The following is a 15,688-nucleotide window of genomic DNA, read 5'->3' as shown; positions in this document are numbered from 1 at the left end:
CTGGGTAATGTCCCCCTATGGGTAAGGGGCACCGGTGAAGAGGCTCAGCGGCTGGGACGCGGTACTGCTGTACAGCGAGACGCCGAACGTGCACATGCACACCATCAAAGCCGCGGTGATCGAACTCGCGCCGGATCGACGCGACTTCGACATCGACGCCTTCCGCCAGGTGATCGGCGGTCGGCTGAACAAGCTCGAGCCGTTCTGCTACCAGCTCGTCGAGGTCCCGTTCAAGTTCCACCATCCGATGTGGCGGGAGAACTGCGAGGTCGACCTCGACTACCACATCCGCCCGTGGCAGCTGCCCGCGCCCGGCGGCCGCCGGGAGTTGGACGAGGCGATCGGGCGGATCGCCAGCACCCCGCTGGACCGCACACGCCCGCTGTGGGAGATGTACTTCATCGAGGGGCTGGCCAACCACCGCATCGCGGTCGTCGGCAAGATCCACCACGCGCTCGCGGACGGGGTCGCCTCGGCGAACCTGATGGCGCGCGGCATGGACCTGCAGCCCGGGCCCGAGGGCCGGCCGTACCACTCGGACCCGGCCCCGACCGCGCGGCAGCTGATGAGTTCGGCCTTCGCCGATCACCTCCGTCACCTCGGGCGCATCCCGCACACGGTCCGCTATACCGCCGAGGGCCTGGGCCGGGTGCGTCGCAGCTCGCGCAAGCTGTCACCGGAACTGACCCGGCCGTTCGAGCCGCCGCCGACCTTCATCAACCACAAGATCACGCCCGAGCGCCGGTTCGCCACCGCCACCCTCGCGCTTGCCGACGTCAAGGAGACCGGCAAGCGGTTGGGGGCGACGATCAACGACATGGTCCTCGCCATGTCGGCCGGCGCGCTGCGCACGTTGCTGCTGCGCTACGACGGCAAGGCCGAGCCCCTGCTGGCGTCGGTGCCGATGAGTTTCGACTTCTCGCCCGAGCGGATTTCGGGGAACCGCTTCACCGGGGTGCTGGTGGGCCTGCCGACCGACTCCGACGACCCGCTGGAGCGGGTGCAGTGCAGCCACGAGAACGCGATCGCCGCCAAGGAAAGCAACCAGCTGATGGGGCCGGAGCTGGTCAGCCGGTGGGCTGCCTACATGCCGCCCGCGCCCACCCACGCATTCTTCCGGTGGGCGTCCGGGCGCGACGGACACAACAAGATCCTGAACCTGAACATCTCGAATGTGCCCGGCCCGCCCGAGCGGGGCCGGGTCGGCGGCGCGCTGGTCACCGAGATCTACTCCGTCGGCCCGCTGACCGCCGGCAGCGGCCTGAACATCACCGTGTGGAGCTACGTCGACCAGATCAACATCTCGGTGCTGTCCGACGGCGCCACGCTGAAGGACCCGCACGAGGTGACGGAGGCCATGGTCGCCGACTTCATCGAGATACGCAGGGCCGCAGGGCTTTCCGAAGAGCTGACGGTCGTCGAGGCGGCGATGGCGCCGGCCTGAGACCCGCCCCGGAAACCGGGCTCTCGCCTGGTGCCAATGCCATTTCCGCCGACCGCTACCATCGGTCGGATAAGCAGCCACCCCTACCCGAAGGAGCTGTGCGGCACCGTGAGCACCGGCAACGAAGCGGCCACCGATTCCGAACCCGAGGTCCTGGTCGAACAACGGGATCGGATCCTGATCATCACCATCAACCGTCCGAAGGCCAAGAACGCGGTCAACGCCGCGGTGAGCAGGGGCCTGGCCGACGCCGTGGATCGGCTCGACGGCGACACCGGCCTGTCCGTCGGGATCCTGACGGGCGCGGGCGGCTCGTTCTGCGCCGGAATGGATCTCAAGGCGTTCGCGCGGGGCGAGGTGCCCATCGTCGAGGGCCGCGGCATGGGCTTCACCGAGCGGCCGCCCGTCAAGCCGCTCATCGCGGCCGTGGAGGGCTTCGCGCTGGCCGGCGGGACGGAGCTGGCGCTGGCCACCGACCTGATCGTGGCGTCCACCGACGCGGCCTTCGGGATACCCGAGGTCAAGCGGGGCCTGGTGGCCGGTGGCGGCGGCTTGCTACGGCTGCCCCAGCGCATCCCGTCGGCCATCGCGATGGAGCTGGCGCTCACCGGGGACAACCTTTCCGCCGAGCGCGCCCACGAACTGGGCATGGTCAACGTCCTGGCCGAGCCGGGCGAGGCGCTGGACGCCGCGATCGCGCTGGCCGAGAAGATCGCGGCGAACGGCCCGCTGGCGGTCGCGGCCACCAAGCGGATCATCGTCGAGTCCCGCGGCTGGACCCCGGAGTCGATGTGGGCGGAGCAGAACAAGATCCTGGCGCCGGTGTTCGTGTCGAACGACGCGAAAGAGGGTGCGATCGCCTTCGCGGAAAAGCGCCCGCCGCGGTGGACGGGCACGTGATCGGCCGGCCGGACGGGTTACACTGTGACTAATATTTGTAACGTCGTGGGGATCCGGAAAGACCGAGGATGAGCATTTCGCTGCTGCTGGAGATGGCCGCGTCGGGCAACCCCGGGCGCACGGCGCTCGTCGACGGGGACACCCGGCTGACGACGCAGCAGCTCAGCGACCTCGCCGACGGGGGCGCCGGTGTCATCGCGGCGTCCGCGGCCAAGCACGTGGCGTACGTGGGGGTCGGCGGCGCCATGCTGCCGCTGCTGATCTTCGCGAGCGCGCGCGCCGGGGTGGCCTTCACCCCGCTCAATTACCGGCTGTCCGCCGACGGGATCCGGGCGCTGATCGAGCGGCTGCCCGAGCCGCTCGTGGTCGTCGACGCTCGCTACCGGGACATGGTCTCCGACGCGTCGGGCCGGGTGATGGCGTCCGATGAGTTCCTGTCGGCGGCCGGTGCCGCCGAGCCCGCGGCCGAATTTCCCGACCCGGAGTCGGTGGCGGTCGTGCTGTTCACGTCGGGCACGACGTCGCAGCCCAAGGCCGTCGAGCTGTCGCACAACAACCTCACCAGCTACGTCACCGGGACGGTCGAGTTCGAGTCGGCCGCGCCCACCGACGCCGCGCTGATCTGCGTGCCGCCCTACCACATCGCCGGGGTCGGCGCGGCCCTGTCGAACCTGTACGCCGGCCGAAAGATGGTGTATCTGCCCAACTTTGACGCCGACGAATGGGTGCGGCTGATCAACGACGAGCAGGTGACCACCGCGACGGTGGTGCCGACCATGCTCGACCGCATCGTCACCGCGCTGGAGGCCGGCGGTCACCGGCTGCCGTCGTTGCGCAACCTGGCCTACGGCGGCTCGAAGGTGGGCTTGCCGCTGGTGCGCCGGGCGCTCGAACTGCTGCCGCACGTCGGCTTCGTCAACGCCTACGGCCTGACCGAGACCAGCTCGACGATCGCGGTGCTCGGCCCGGACGACCACCGCGAGGCGCACGCCGCGACGGTTCCGCACGCGGCCAGGCGGTTGGGATCGGTCGGCCGGCCGGTGCCCGGCATCGAGGTGCAGATCCGCGACGAGGACGGCAAGGTGCTCGGGCCCGGCGAAACCGGTGAGCTGTTCGTGCGCGGCGAGCAGGTGTCCGGCCGCTACACCGGGATCGGCTCCGTGCTCGACGAGGACGGCTGGTTCCCGACCCGCGACATCGCCCTGCTCGACGAGGACGGCTACCTGTTCATCGGTGGCCGCAGCGACGACACCATCATCCGCGGCGGGGAGAACATCGCGCCGGCCGAGCTCGAGGAGGTGCTCATCGAGCACTCCCACGTGCACGACGTCGCGGTGGTCGGCGTCGACGACCCGCAGTGGGGCCAGGCGATCGTCGCCGTGGTGGTGCCCGCCGCGGGCATCGACCCCGACCCGGAGGAACTCCGCGAGCACGTGCGCAAGAACTTGCGGGGGTCGCGAACCCCCGACCGGGTGGTGTTCGCCGACGAACTGCCGACCACGCCCACCGGCAAGGTGCTGCGCCGCGAGATAGTCGAACAGCTGGAAGGACTGCACACATGATCAAAAACGGAACCCGCCTCGCCAGCCAGGTGTGTGACACCCAGGTCATCGTGGTCCGAAGCGCCGACAGCCTCGACGACCTGCGCTGCGGCGGCGCGCCGATGGTGCCGATCGGCGGCGAGCGGTCCGGCGAGCTCGACCCGAACTTCGCCGACGGCACCGTGATGGGCAAGCGCTACGTCGACGAGACCGGTGCCGAGGTGCTGGTGACCAAGCCGGGCGCCGGCAGCCTGAGCGTCGGTGCGACCGCGCTGCAGCTCAAGGAGGTCAAGCCGCTGCCGGCCAGCGACTAACGGCGCTCAGCGCCCGGCGGGGCGGTGGACTACTGCCCGATCTTGTTGCGAATGACGAATTCCCTCGCCTTGATCAGGAATTCGAGTTGGTCGCCCACCTGGTGCAGCGGGCCGGTGCTGCGGGTCGAGCGGGACAGCACGACGGCGCCCTCGAGCGCGGCGATGGACATGACCGCCAGCGACGCGGCGTCGGCGTCCGCGAAGCCGTCGTTGCCGAACGCCCGCGTCAGTGCGGTACACCAACGGCCGAGGATCGCGCCGGCCTCGGCGGACAGCTTGAGCTCGGCGTCGTCGGAGCCGATCGCCGCGGCGACCACGGCACAGCCGGCGGCGAAGTCGCTCTCGGTCAAAAGACGCTCCCAGAACTCAACGAACTCGCGCAGCAGGGCCTTGGCGCCCCAGCCGGCGGCGTCGTCGATCATGGCGGTGACGGAGTCGCCCGAGTAGCGCAGCGCCTCGGCCAGAATCTGATTGCGTCCGTCGGGGAAGTGGTAGTACACCGAGCCGCGCGGCGCGCCGCTGCGGGCGAGCACCTCATCGATGGTCACCCCGGCGGCCCCGCGCTCGCGCATCACCTCGGCGGCGCTGACCAACATCTTTTTGCGGGTGTCGCAGCGCTTGGTCGGCGTGGACTCCGCCTTCGCGTCGGTGGAAGCCGGCATCATGCAGCGTGCGAATGCCGCGGTACCGGCCAGTGCATGTTACGCGGGCCGAAGCGGAAGGAGCGGCGCTTGAAGTCGGGCATTTCGCGCGTGAACCGGTAGCCGGCGACGTTGAGTTCGATGATCCACATTGTTTTTCTCCCGGCCTGAGCGCGGCCCTAGATTATGCTGAGAAGCATATAAGACATCGGTCAAGTAAGCAAGTTTTACTCCCTAAGTAAGTCCAGCAGCACGGCAAACGTCGTGTGGCCGCCGTCACAATACTTTTTGACGCGAACGTCACTCGGGGCAAATCTATGCTCTGATGCATAATCCCGAGGCGTGAGATGCGTGAGATGCGCAGCGTCACCGCCAGCGTGCGGCCGGCCGCACACCGGGCGCATCCACTGCGCGTCAGCTGTCGGCCGTGTATCCCATCGGCATCAGCACGCTCTTCTGCTGCGTGAAGTGCTCGACGCCCTCGGGCCCGTTCTCCCGGCCGATGCCGGAGTTCTTGTAGCCGCCGAACGGGCAGCACGGGTCGAAGGCGTACCAGTTGATCGCGTAGGTCCCGGTGCGGATCTTTTCCGCGATCTCGATGCCGCGCGGCACGTCGGCGGTCCACACGCTGCCGGCGAGCCCGTACGCCGAGTCGTTGGCGATCTTGATCGCGTCGTCCTCGGTGTCGTAGGGGATGATGCTCAGCACCGGCCCGAAGATCTCCTCCTGGGCGATCGTCATCTTGTTGTCGACGTCGGCGAAAACCGTTGGCTGCACGAAGAACCCGTTGTCCAGGCCCTCGGGGCGGCCGCCGCCGCACACCAGCCGGGCGCCCTCCTCGATGCCCTTGGCGATGTAGCCCTCGACGCGGGCGCGCTGCTTCTCCGAGATCAGCGACCCGATCTGGGCGGCCGGGTCCGACGGCAGGCCCACCGGCAGCGCCTGCATGAAACCGCCTACCGCATCGACGATTTCGTCGTACCTCGAGCGTGGCGCCAGGATGCGGGTCTGGGCCACGCAGGCCTGCCCGGTGTTCATGATCCCGGAGAACACCAGCATCGGGATCGAGGCGGCCAGGTCGACGTCGTCGAGGATGATGGCCGCCGATTTCCCGCCGAGCTCCAAGGTGCACGGCTTGAGCATCTCCGCGGCGCGCCGGCCGATCTCCTTGCCGACGGCCGAGCTGCCGGTGAAGGAGAAGAGGTCGACGTCGGGGTTGGAGGTCAGCGCCTGTCCGGTCTCGATGCCGCCGGGCACCACCGACAGCACGCCGTCCGGCAGCCCGGCCTCGGCGAAGGCCTCCGCCAAAAGGTTTGCGCTCAAAGGTGTTTCGGCGGCCGGCTTGAGCACGACGGTGCAGCCGGCCAGCAGCGCGGGGCCCAGCTTGTTGACCGCCAAGAACAGCGGCACGTTCCACGCCACGATCGCGCCCACCACGCCGACCGGCTCTCGATAGACGATGCTCTGGCCGTAGCCGCCGTTGCGGATCTCTTTCCACTTGACCTGGTCGACCGCCGGGCCGGCGAAGAAGTTCAGCGCGCCGATCGAGCTCATCCAGTGCATCGTTTCGATGCCGGTCGGCGGCTGACCCGTCTCGCCCGCAAGGATCTGGGTGAACTGGTCCTTGCGCTCCTCCATCAACTTCAGCGCGTTGGCGATGACGGCCGCGCGCTCCTTCGGCGGCGTGGTGGGCCAGGGCCCGTTGTCGAACGCGGCGCGCGCCGCCGCGACGGCGGCGTCGACGTCGGCCGCCGCGGCCAGGGGCGTCTTGCCGACGTACTCGCCGGTGGCCGGGCAGTGCACCTCGATGACTTCGGAGGTCGACGGTTCCGCCCACTTGCCGCCGATGAAAAGTTTGTCGTATTCGGTCTTGACGTCGGGCATCTGCGCCGCTCCTCCTCATTGCTCCGCGCTGCATCGTCGCCGGCGCGCATGGCGCCACCCTACCGAAGCCGACGCAAAACGAGAACACGTTTCATTACCGGGGTGCGAGCACCAGCACGAGATTGCTCACCAGGAACTCGCGCAGCCCCGGCGCGGACGTCAGCCACCACGCCCATCGCGGGTGGTAGCGGGGAAATGCCGCGATGAGCGCGCCCGTGTTCGCCGCCCAGTCCAGGCCGTCGGCCGCCGACACCGCGAACAACGACGACCCGTAGTTGTTTTTGGCCGGACGACCGTGCCTGCGGGCGTAGCGCTCGGCGGCGCGGTCGCCGCCGAGGTAGTGGCTCAGACCCATCTCGTGGCCGCCGAAGGGGCCGAGCCACACGGTGTAGGAGAGCACCGCGAGCCCGCCCGGCCTGGTCACCCGCAGCATCTCGCCGCCGAGCTGCCAGGGGCGCGGCACGTGCTCGGCCACGTTGGACGACAGGCAGATGTCCACGGAGTCGTCGGCGAACGGCAGCGCCATGCCCGAAGCCCGGACGAACGCGCCCGGCCCGCGCGCCAAAGCCGGCTCCGCCGCGTGCATCTCGCTCGGATCGGGTTCCACGCCGAGGTAGCGGACACCGGCCCCGGCGAAGGCCGCCGCGAAATACCCCGGGCCGCCGCCGACGTCGAGCAGCGTGCGGCCCGCCGGCGGTTCGCCGTGGCGGCCCCGCCACAGGTCGCCGACCATCGCGGCGGTGTCGGCGGCCAGCGCCGCATAAAAGCGCGCCGGGTCGGACCGCTCGTGGCGGAACTCCGACAGCAGCCGCAGCGACCGGCGAAGCGTCGCCCGCCGCGCGAAGAGGTCGGTCACGCCCACCCAGGGCTCCCCACGACCCGCCGGTCGCGTTGGCCACACACACCACACGGGTCTCTGTGCCCCGAGACGGGTCGCTGTGAGGTGGACACGAACAACATCCTTCCAGCCAGGCGCGGATGTGACGGATGGGGCAACGCCGGGCGAGACCGCGGCGCGCATCGTCACCGGGCTACGCTGGCCGGTAATGTCTGCTCTCCGCTCCGTCCTGCTGCTGTGCTGGCGCGACACCGGGCACCCGCAGGGCGGCGGCAGCGAAGCGTATCTGCAGCGGGTCGGGGCGCAGCTGGCCGCGTCGGGGGTCGCCGTCACGCTCCGCACCGCCCGCTATCCGGGCGCGGCCCGGCGCGAAGTGGTGGACGGGGTGCGGATCGACCGCGCCGGGGGCCGGTACTCGGTATACGTGTGGGCGCTGCTGGCCATGGGCCTGGCGCGGCTCGGTCTGGGGCCGCTGCGCCGCGCGCGTCCCGACGTCGTCGTCGACACCCAGAACGGACTGCCGTTCCTCGCCCGGCTGGTGTACGGCCGCCGGGTCGCGGTGCTGGTGCATCACTGCCATCGCGAGCAGTGGCCGGTGGCGGGGCCCCTGCTCGGCCGGATCGGCTGGTTCGTCGAGTCGTGGCTGTCGCCGCGGCTGAACCGGCGCAACCAGTACGTGACGGTGTCGCTGCCGTCGGCCCGCGATCTGGTGGCGCTGGGTGTGGCCCACGAGCGGATCGCCGTGGTGCGCAACGGCCTCGACGAGGCGCCCCCGCAATCGCTGCCCGGGCCGCGCTCGGCGGCGCCGCGGGTGGCCGTGCTTTCTCGGCTGGTGCCGCACAAGCAGATCGAGGACGCGCTGGAGGCCGTCGCGGCGCTGCGGCCGCGCCTGCCGGGTCTGCATCTCGACATCGTCGGCGACGGCTGGTGGCGGCAGCGGCTCGTCGACCACGCGCAACGGCTCGGCATGACGGGGGCGGTGACCTTCCACGGCCACGTCGACGACCTCACCAAACACCATGTGCTGCAAAGCTCCTGGGTGCACGTGCTGCCGTCGCGCAAGGAGGGTTGGGGGCTGGCGGTCGTCGAGGCGGCCCAGCACGCGGTGCCCACGATCGGCTACCGCTCGTCGGGCGGCCTGGCCGACTCGATCGTCGACGGGGTGACCGGGATGCTGGTGGACAGCCGCGCCGAACTGACGGACCGCCTCGAGCAGCTGCTGTCCGACCCGGTGCTGCGCGACCAACTCGGCGCCAAGGCGCAGGCGCGCAGCGGCGAGTTCTCCTGGACGCAGAGCGCCGAGGCGATGCGTGGCGTGCTCGAAGCCGTTCGGGCCGGCGAGTTCGTCAGCGGCGTCGTCTGACCCGGGAGAGCCCCGCGCCGGCGGCCGAGCCGATCAGCACGGCCAGCCAGGCCAGGTGCGCGATCAGTGCCGCGGTGCGCCGGGCGGGCGGGACGCCGGCGGTGTCGCCGCCGATCCGATACAGCGCGAACTCGTTGTCGCGGTAGACCGGCGTCAGCGCACCGAGGGTGCGCGGGGCCGCGCCCAGGTCGCCGGCGCTGTCCGATTCGACGACGAGCCATCCGATGCCGGCCGGGGCCAGCGCGGCGGGATCGGGCCCCGTCAGGAGCAGGTCCTGCACGGCGCGGGCGCGATTGCCCTCCCCGGGCACGACGACCCCGGAGATGGCCAGGTCCCCGGTGCTCAGCACGTCGGCGCGCAGCCAGCGGGGCAGCGGGTCCAGCACCGGCGCCGGGCCCGACCACGAGAACCGCCGCATGGTGCCGGCGGGCAGCACCGCGACCGTCCGCGGATCCGAGTTGATCGCCGCCGCCACCGCCGCCCACCCGGGCGGGTAGCGCACCGGCGAGACCTTGCCCCACACGCCCCACGCCAGGTCGGGCAACGCCAGGATCAGCGCCAGGCAGCAGACCAGCGCCGCCACCGGGGGCCGCAACCACCGTCGCAGCGTCACCACGGCGCCGGCGCCCGCCAGGGCGTACCCCGGCACCGCGAGCGCCACCCACTTCTGCCCGTCGCGCAGCACACCGAAGCCCGGCGACGCGTCCACCAGCGCCGCCAGCGCGTGCCGGCCCGGGCCGGTCGCCAAGACGGCCGGCAACACCACCGACACCGCCGCCAGCGCCAGCAGCGGCACCGCCGCGCGGCGGCGCGCCGCCACCGGCAACCCGGCCGCCACCACCGCCAGCAGCACCACGGCCGACGACACCGCGAAAAGCGTTGCCCGCGAGGAAGGTACGGCCTCGCCGTTCCAGATGCCCCCGAGGCTGGCCAGGCTGCCGAGGGTGCCCAGGCCGGGCTCGGCCCGCGGCGCGAACGCGGTGACCCCGGGCGCGGCGTCGGGGGCGGATGGCGAACCCGTCGCCGCCGCGGTCAGCCAGGGCGCCGCGACCACCAGCGCGACGCCCGAAGCCACCGCGGCGCACAGCCACCGGGGACGGCCCGCGCCCGGTGCGGCCACGCAGACGAGCGCCACCGCCGCGGCGAGCAACAGGCCGGTCGGGGTGAGCCCGGCGAGCGCGATCCAGAACGCCAGCGCGAACCAGCCCGACCCCGAGTCCCGCAGCCGCAGCATCGCCGCCGCGACCCAGGGCAGGCAGCCGTAGCCCACCAGCAGGCTCCAGTGGCCCTGCAGGAGCCGTTCGGCCACATATGGATTCCAGATCGCCAGCGTGGTGGCGACGAACTCGCCCGGCGCGCCGGCGCAGGGCAGCGCCGCGGCGACCAGCCGGGCGGCGCCCCAGCCCGCCAGCCACAACCCCGCCACCAGCAGCGCCTTCACCACGACCCCGCCGTCGACCAGGCGCGAAGCCAGCGCCACCGCGAAGTCCTGGGGCGTCGCGCGCGGCGCCGCCGTCAGCCCCAGGGCGGTGTCGGACAGGTACGACCGCGGCGTCGACACCGCGTCGCGCAGGAGCAGGTACCCGGGCGCCAGGAGCGGGGAGACCACCAGGAGCGCCAGCAACAGCGCGTACCCCGGTCGGGCCAAGCGCGCGGTGAGCGCTTCCAGGGAGCTAGGCCCGTTCGGTCGGCCCGGGGGCTTCGGACGGCCCCGGCTCGGGCGGCCCCGGCTCGGGCGGCTCGTCGGCCTCCAGGGTCGGCGGGTCAGCACCTGGCGACTCCGGATCCGCGGCCGGGCGTTGCGTGGGCAGCTTCTCGGTCTCGGCCTCGGCGCCGGGCACCGGTTCCTCGGGGCCGGTGCGTCCGAAGAACTCCTGATCGGAGCGGTCCAGCCCGGGGTCGGTCAGCGCGCTCTCGGTGCGCAGGCTGAAGGCTGCGAGCACCCCGCCACCGATCAGCGCGATCAGGCCGACCGCGGTGAACGTGATCGGCAGCACCCGCGACCACAGCGCGAGCCGGTCCCGCTCATCGCGCGCGGCGTTGACCTGCGCCTCGATGGTGTCCTCATTCGAGGTGACCTTGTAATCGGCGAGCGTCAGCTCCGGCTTGAGCGGATCGCGGGCGAAGTAGTGGTTGGCGTGCTCGGTCTCCTTGACGATGGTGCCGGAGACCGGGTCCACCCAAAAGGTCCGCTGCGCCGCGTAGTAGCGGGTCATGGTGATCTGCTCGTTCGGGTCGCCGCCCTGCACGCCCCACATCGCCGCGGAAGCGGTGAACTTGGAGTCCGTCGTCTGGTCGGCGTACAGCGTCGGGTACGCCACCGGGGCCACCAGCTTGCCGTCGGCGTTGTAGCCGACGTTCTGGGTGAACTTGTAGGTGGTCAGCCCGTTGACGTCTTCCTGGTTGTCGTAGTTGACGTCGAACGGCTTCTGCGCGATCGGGTCGAAGTAGGGGTACGTCTTCTTCTCGGTGTGGAACGGGAACCGGTAGGACAACCCGTCGTGGCGGAGCGGCATCGCGGTGGGCGGGCTCTCGTCATTGACGGTGCGCGGCTTCTGCACGGAGCCGCCGGGGTGGGTGTCGTCGGAGACGGCCATCGCCGTCTTGCGGTTGAGCGTGACGGTGTCGACGATCGCGAGCAGCAGGCCGCTGTCTTTCTGCTTGTCGGTGCGCCGGACCGAGGTGCCGACCTGCAGCGTGACGACGTCGGCGTTGGCCGGGTTTTCAACGCTGACCTGCTGCTGGGACACCAGCGGCACGTTCTGGTTGACGACGAGGTGGTCGCTGGACAGCGAGGCGGCGTCCAGCGCGGTTCCGTTGCCGTCGCTGATCAGCGTGGCGTCGATGTCAAGCGGGATCTTGGTGATCCTGCTGCTGGTGTACGTCGACAGCAGCAGCGCCGCGATCAGCAGGGCGGCCCCGAGCCCGATGATCGCGCATGCGGCGTATCGCAACATGACTGCTCGGTTCACGTTGCTGCGCCCTCCTTGTGGTCCCCAAACCCGTTCGACCCTAACAGCAGAATTTAAGGCCCCGGCTTACCAACCCTGCAGCCCCGCGCCGAATACCCGATTCGCCGGCCACCACACGACAGGCACACTTGTGATCGTGACCGATGGCCAGCGGGTGGGTGGGATCCGCAGCTTCCTGCCCGCCGTGGAGGGGATGCGCGCGTGCGCGGCGATGGGCGTCGTCGTCACGCACGTCGCCTTCCAGACGGGCCACTCCACCGGCGTCGCCGGCCGGCTGTTCGGCCGCTTCGACCTGGCGGTGGCGGTGTTCTTCGCGCTGTCGGGGTTCCTGCTGTGGCGCGGGCACGCCGCCGCGGCACGGGGATTGGCGCCGCGTCCGCGTACCGGGCATTACCTGCGCTCGCGGGCCGTCCGCATCATGCCGGCCTATGTGGTGGCGGTCGTGGTGATCCTGACCCTGCTGCCCGATTCGGATCACGCCAGCCCGACGGTGTGGTTGGCCAACCTCACGCTCACCCAGATCTATGTGCCGCTCACCCTGACCGGTGGCCTGACACAGATGTGGAGCCTTTCCGTCGAGGTCAGCTTCTACCTGGCGTTGCCGGTGCTGGCGTTGCTGGCCCGTCGCCTGCCGGCGGCGGCCCGGGTGCCGGCGATCGCGGCGCTGGCCGCCCTCAGCCTCGCCTGGGCCTGGGTGCCGCTCGACAGCGGGACGTGGAACAACCCGCTGGACTGGCCGCCGGCGTTCTTCTCGTGGTTCGCCGCGGGCATGCTGCTGGCGGAATGGGTGCACAGCGGAATCGGACTGCCGCACCGCCTGGCGCGACATCGCGTGCTGATGGCCGCGATCGCGGTGGCCGCCTACCTGGTCGCGGCCTCCCCGCTGGCGGGCCCGGCGGGCCTGGCGGTCGGCAGCGCCGCGCAGTTCGCGGTCAAGACGGCGATGGGCGCGCTGGTGGCCTTCGCGCTCGTCGCCCCGCTGGTGCTGGACCGGCCGGACACCCCGCACCGGGTGCTGGGGAGCATGACGATGGTGACGCTGGGGCGCTGGTCGTACGGCCTGTTCATCTGGCACCTGGCGGCGCTGGACATGGTGTTCCCGGTGCTGGGCATCTTCGCCTTCACCGGCCGGATGCCCTCGGTGCTGGCGCTGACGCTGGTCTTCGGCTGGGCGATCGCCGCCGTCAGCTACGGCCTGGTCGAGTCGCCCTGCCGGGAGGCGCTGCGCCGCTGGGAGAAGCGCGGCACCGACACCAGCCAGGTCACAGACGCTGAGGCGGACGCAATCGCGCCATGACGTCCTCGCGCACCGCCGATCGCCGCGCTTTGCCGGCGTCGTCCCGCAGCGGGGTGTCGACGAACTCGACGGTGTGCGGGACCTTGTATGACGAGATCCGTTCGCGCAGAAAGCTTTTCACGCCTTCGGCGTCCAGCGTGGAGCCCTCGGCCGCGTGCACCAGGGCATAGGGCACCTGGCCCAGGTCGCCGGCGTTCGGGTCGGGCAGGCCGACGACGAGGCAGGACAGCACCTCCGGGTGCGCCGACAGCGCGTTCTCGATCTCGGCGGGGTAGACGTTGCGGCCGCCGACGGTGAACATGTCGACCCGGCGGTCCGACAGGTACAGGAACCCGTCGGAGTCGAAGTAGCCGAGGTCGCCCAGCGAGTCCCAGCCGTCGCGGCTCTTCGCCTCCACGCCGATGTAGCGGTACGTCGGCGCGCTGCCGGGCGATGGGCGCATGTAGATCTCGCCCACCACCCCGGGCGGGCAGGGATTGCCGCCGTCGTCGAGCACCTTCATCTCCCCGGCGACCACCACCCCGACCGAGCCGCGGTGGCTCAGCCACTGATCACCGGAGATGAAGGTCAGCGCCTGTAATTCGGTGCCGCCGTAGAGCTCCCAGACCACCTCGGGGCCGAGCAGCTCGATCCACGCCTCCTTGATGGCCGGCGGGCACGGCGCGCCCATGTGCCAGAACCGCCGCAGCGACGACAGGTCGTACGAATCGGGGTCCGCGTGGTAGACGGGCAGCGAGCGCTGCATGATCGTCGGCACCGTCGTCAGGAACGTGACGCGGTGGTCGGTGATCAGCCGCAGGAACCGGTGCGGGTCGAACCGGCTCATCACCACCAGGTGGTGGCGCATCAGCAGCGCCAGCGTCGCGGTGGTGAAACCGGTGTTGTGCGACAACGGGATCGGCACCAGCGTCGTGTCGCCCTCCTGCGCGCCCAGCGGGTAGCCGATGGCGGCCGGGATGCGGCTGTCGCCGCCGGACTCGATGAGCTTGGGCCGACCGGTGCTGCCACCCGAGCCCATCGCCTTCCACACCGGCGAGACCGCCTCGGGCAACCCGGCGTCGGACAGCGCCGGGTCTGGCGTGAAACCCGCTGGGACGCTTGGTATTCCGGCGTGCTCGCGGCCCACCAGCAACGCGGGCGGACGCAACTCCAGCAGCCCCCGCAACTCCGCGTCCGGCAACCGCGCCGACAGCGGCTGGGGCACCGCGCCCAGCTTCCAGCACGCCACCGCCGCCTGGATCCACTCGACGGAGTTGGGCAGCACCATGGTCACGTAGTCGCCGACGCCGACGCCGCGGTCGGCGTACGCGCGGGCCAGCCGGTTCGTGGAGCGGTCGAGTTCGGCGCGGGTGAGGGTCACGCGATCGCAGGTGACCGCCGGCTCGTCGGGGGCGAGGGCGGCCAGCGCCGAAATCTGTGAACCGATGGGTGCAACCGGTTCACTCATAAGCGCCCTGCCGCTCGAAGATGCGCCGCGGGTTGTCGACCAGCATGGTGTGCAGCTGCTCGTCGGTGACCCCGCGCTCCTTGAGGGCGGGGATCACGTCGTTGTGGATGTGCAGGTAATGCCAGTTCGGCATCACCTGCGGCACCAGCTCCTCGGGCAGCGCGTCGAAGTAGCAGTTGGCGTCGTGCGAGAGCACCATCTTGTCGGCGTGCCCGCGCTCGCACATCTGCGCCACGATGTTCACCCGGTCCTCGAATGGCGCGATCGCATCGATGCCGAACCGGTCCATCCCGAGGTAGGAGCCGGCGGCGATGAGCTCCTCGAGGTAGCCGACGTCGGTGGTGTCGCCGGAGTGGCCGATGACCACCCGGCTCAGGTCGACGCCCTCGGATTCGAAGATGCGTTGCTGCTCGAGCCCGCGCCGCAGCCCGGCGTGGGTGTGCGTGGAGATCGGCACCCCGGTGCGCTTGTGCGCCTGCGCGACCGCGCGCAGCACCCGCTCCACGCCGGGGGTGACGCCGGGCTCGTCGGTGGCGCACTTGAGGATCCCGGCCTTGACGCCCGTGTCGGCGATGCCTTCCTCGATGTCGCGGACGAACATGTCGGTCATGATCTCCGGACCACCCAGTTGCCCGCCCGGGCCGAGGTAGTGGAAGTAGAACGGCACGTCGTTGTAGGTGTAAAGCCCGGTCGCCACAACGATATTCAGCTCGGTGGCCGCGGCGACCCGCGCGATGCGCGGAATGTAGCGGCCCAGCCCGATCACGGTGAGGTCGACGATGGTGTCCACCCCGCGCGACTTCAGCTCGTTGAGCCGGTCGATGGCGTCGGCCACCCGCTGTTCCTCGTCGCCCCACGCTTCGGGATAGTTCTGCGCGATCTCGGTGGTCATGATGAACACGTGCTCGTGCATGAGCGTCACGCCGAGATCGGCGGTATCGATGGGGCCGCGGGCGGTATTGAGTTCTGACACGTGATCGACTCTAGGTCGACTCGGTGCCCGACCGACAGAGGTGTTTTGTCCGGTGCGTTCCCGCGGCGGCGCCG

13 protein-coding genes and 1 pseudogene are annotated in these 15,688 nt (G+C 70.7%); 6 read left to right on the top strand and 8 right to left on the bottom strand.

Annotated elements, in window-relative coordinates; translation table 11 throughout:
* Positions 1–34 precede the first annotated feature (34 nt).
* The 4 genes from A5705_RS25115 (at position 35) to A5705_RS25100 (ending at position 4,199) form a co-directional block, all read left to right on the top strand.
* A complete protein-coding gene (locus tag A5705_RS25115; protein WP_068280728.1) occupies positions 35–1,444 on the top strand; it encodes a wax ester/triacylglycerol synthase family O-acyltransferase in 1,410 nt (469 codons plus the stop codon).
* Between the two features lie 108 nt (positions 1,445–1,552).
* A complete protein-coding gene (locus A5705_RS25110; protein WP_068281043.1) occupies positions 1,553–2,344 on the top strand; it encodes a crotonase/enoyl-CoA hydratase family protein in 792 nt (263 codons plus the stop codon).
* A gap of 68 nt (positions 2,345–2,412) precedes the next feature.
* On the top strand, positions 2,413–3,906 hold the full coding sequence (locus tag A5705_RS25105; RefSeq protein ID WP_068280725.1) for a class I adenylate-forming enzyme family protein: 1,494 nt from the start codon (positions 2,413–2,415) through the stop codon (positions 3,904–3,906).
* A complete protein-coding gene (locus A5705_RS25100) occupies positions 3,903–4,199 on the top strand; it encodes a hypothetical protein (protein ID WP_067883758.1) in 297 nt (98 codons plus the stop codon). The genes A5705_RS25105 and A5705_RS25100 overlap by 4 nt, the downstream gene beginning before the upstream one ends.
* 29 nt (positions 4,200–4,228) lie before the next feature.
* Here the strand turns inward: A5705_RS25100 and A5705_RS25095 are convergent, their stop codons facing one another.
* The 4 genes from A5705_RS25095 to A5705_RS25085 all read right to left on the bottom strand — a co-directional run bounded on the left by A5705_RS25095 (position 4,229) and on the right by A5705_RS25085 (position 7,586).
* Positions 4,229–4,864, bottom strand: a complete 636-nt coding sequence (locus A5705_RS25095) for a TetR/AcrR family transcriptional regulator (protein WP_369803395.1) — start codon at positions 4,862–4,864, stop codon at positions 4,229–4,231.
* Positions 4,861–4,992, bottom strand: a complete 132-nt coding sequence (locus A5705_RS28930) for a hypothetical protein (protein WP_255383006.1) — start codon at positions 4,990–4,992, stop codon at positions 4,861–4,863. The genes A5705_RS25095 and A5705_RS28930 overlap by 4 nt, the downstream gene beginning before the upstream one ends.
* 262 nt (positions 4,993–5,254) lie before the next feature.
* Positions 5,255–6,724 carry an aldehyde dehydrogenase gene (locus tag A5705_RS25090; RefSeq protein ID WP_067883756.1) on the bottom strand — a complete coding sequence of 490 codons (1,470 nt, stop codon included), beginning with the start codon at positions 6,722–6,724 and terminating at the stop codon, positions 5,255–5,257.
* A gap of 94 nt (positions 6,725–6,818) precedes the next feature.
* Positions 6,819–7,586 (bottom strand): class I SAM-dependent methyltransferase, encoded by a 768-nt coding sequence (locus tag A5705_RS25085; protein ID WP_068280715.1) that lies wholly within the window; start codon positions 7,584–7,586, stop codon positions 6,819–6,821.
* 184 nt (positions 7,587–7,770) lie between these two features.
* Here A5705_RS25085 and A5705_RS25080 point away from each other — a divergent pair, with 184 nt between their 5' ends.
* Entirely contained in the window at positions 7,771–8,925 is a 1,155-nt protein-coding gene (locus A5705_RS25080) for a glycosyltransferase family 4 protein (protein WP_067883753.1), read from the top strand.
* On the opposite strand, the gene A5705_RS25075 is transcribed toward A5705_RS25080, so the two are convergent.
* Together A5705_RS25075 and A5705_RS25070 are read right to left on the bottom strand one after the other, a co-directional pair.
* The gene (locus A5705_RS25075) at positions 8,909–10,594 is read right to left on the bottom strand and encodes a hypothetical protein (protein ID WP_068281040.1); all 1,686 of its coding nucleotides are present in this window, start codon (positions 10,592–10,594) and stop codon (positions 8,909–8,911) included. The two genes, A5705_RS25080 and A5705_RS25075, sit on opposite strands and share 17 nt — an antisense overlap.
* A gap of 4 nt (positions 10,595–10,598) precedes the next feature.
* Positions 10,599–11,897: a DUF3068 domain-containing protein gene (locus A5705_RS25070; protein WP_068280710.1), complete on the bottom strand. Its 1,299-nt coding sequence runs from the start codon at positions 11,895–11,897 to the stop codon at positions 10,599–10,601.
* 99 nt (positions 11,898–11,996) lie between these two features.
* Between A5705_RS25070 and A5705_RS25065 the strand changes: the two are divergent.
* Positions 11,997–13,194: pseudogene (locus A5705_RS25065) on the top strand (acyltransferase family protein).
* On the opposite strand, the gene A5705_RS25060 reads toward A5705_RS25065, so the two are convergent.
* Both A5705_RS25060 and A5705_RS25055 read right to left on the bottom strand, forming a co-directional pair.
* On the bottom strand, positions 13,160–14,641 hold the full coding sequence (locus A5705_RS25060) for an AMP-binding protein (RefSeq protein ID WP_068280702.1): 1,482 nt from the start codon (positions 14,639–14,641) through the stop codon (positions 13,160–13,162). The pseudogene A5705_RS25065 and the gene A5705_RS25060 overlap by 35 nt on opposite strands.
* On the bottom strand, positions 14,634–15,614 hold the full coding sequence (locus A5705_RS25055; protein ID WP_067883744.1) for a phosphotriesterase: 981 nt from the start codon (positions 15,612–15,614) through the stop codon (positions 14,634–14,636). The genes A5705_RS25060 and A5705_RS25055 overlap by 8 nt, the downstream gene beginning before the upstream one ends.
* Between the last annotated feature and the right edge of the window lie 74 nt (positions 15,615–15,688).

It is taken from the genome of Mycobacterium sp. E787, from assembly GCF_001668725.1.
GTDB lineage: Bacteria > Actinomycetota > Actinomycetes > Mycobacteriales > Mycobacteriaceae > Mycobacterium.
The sequence above is the reverse complement of the archived record's forward strand: the minus strand, read 5'-3'. Positions and strand labels throughout refer to the sequence as shown.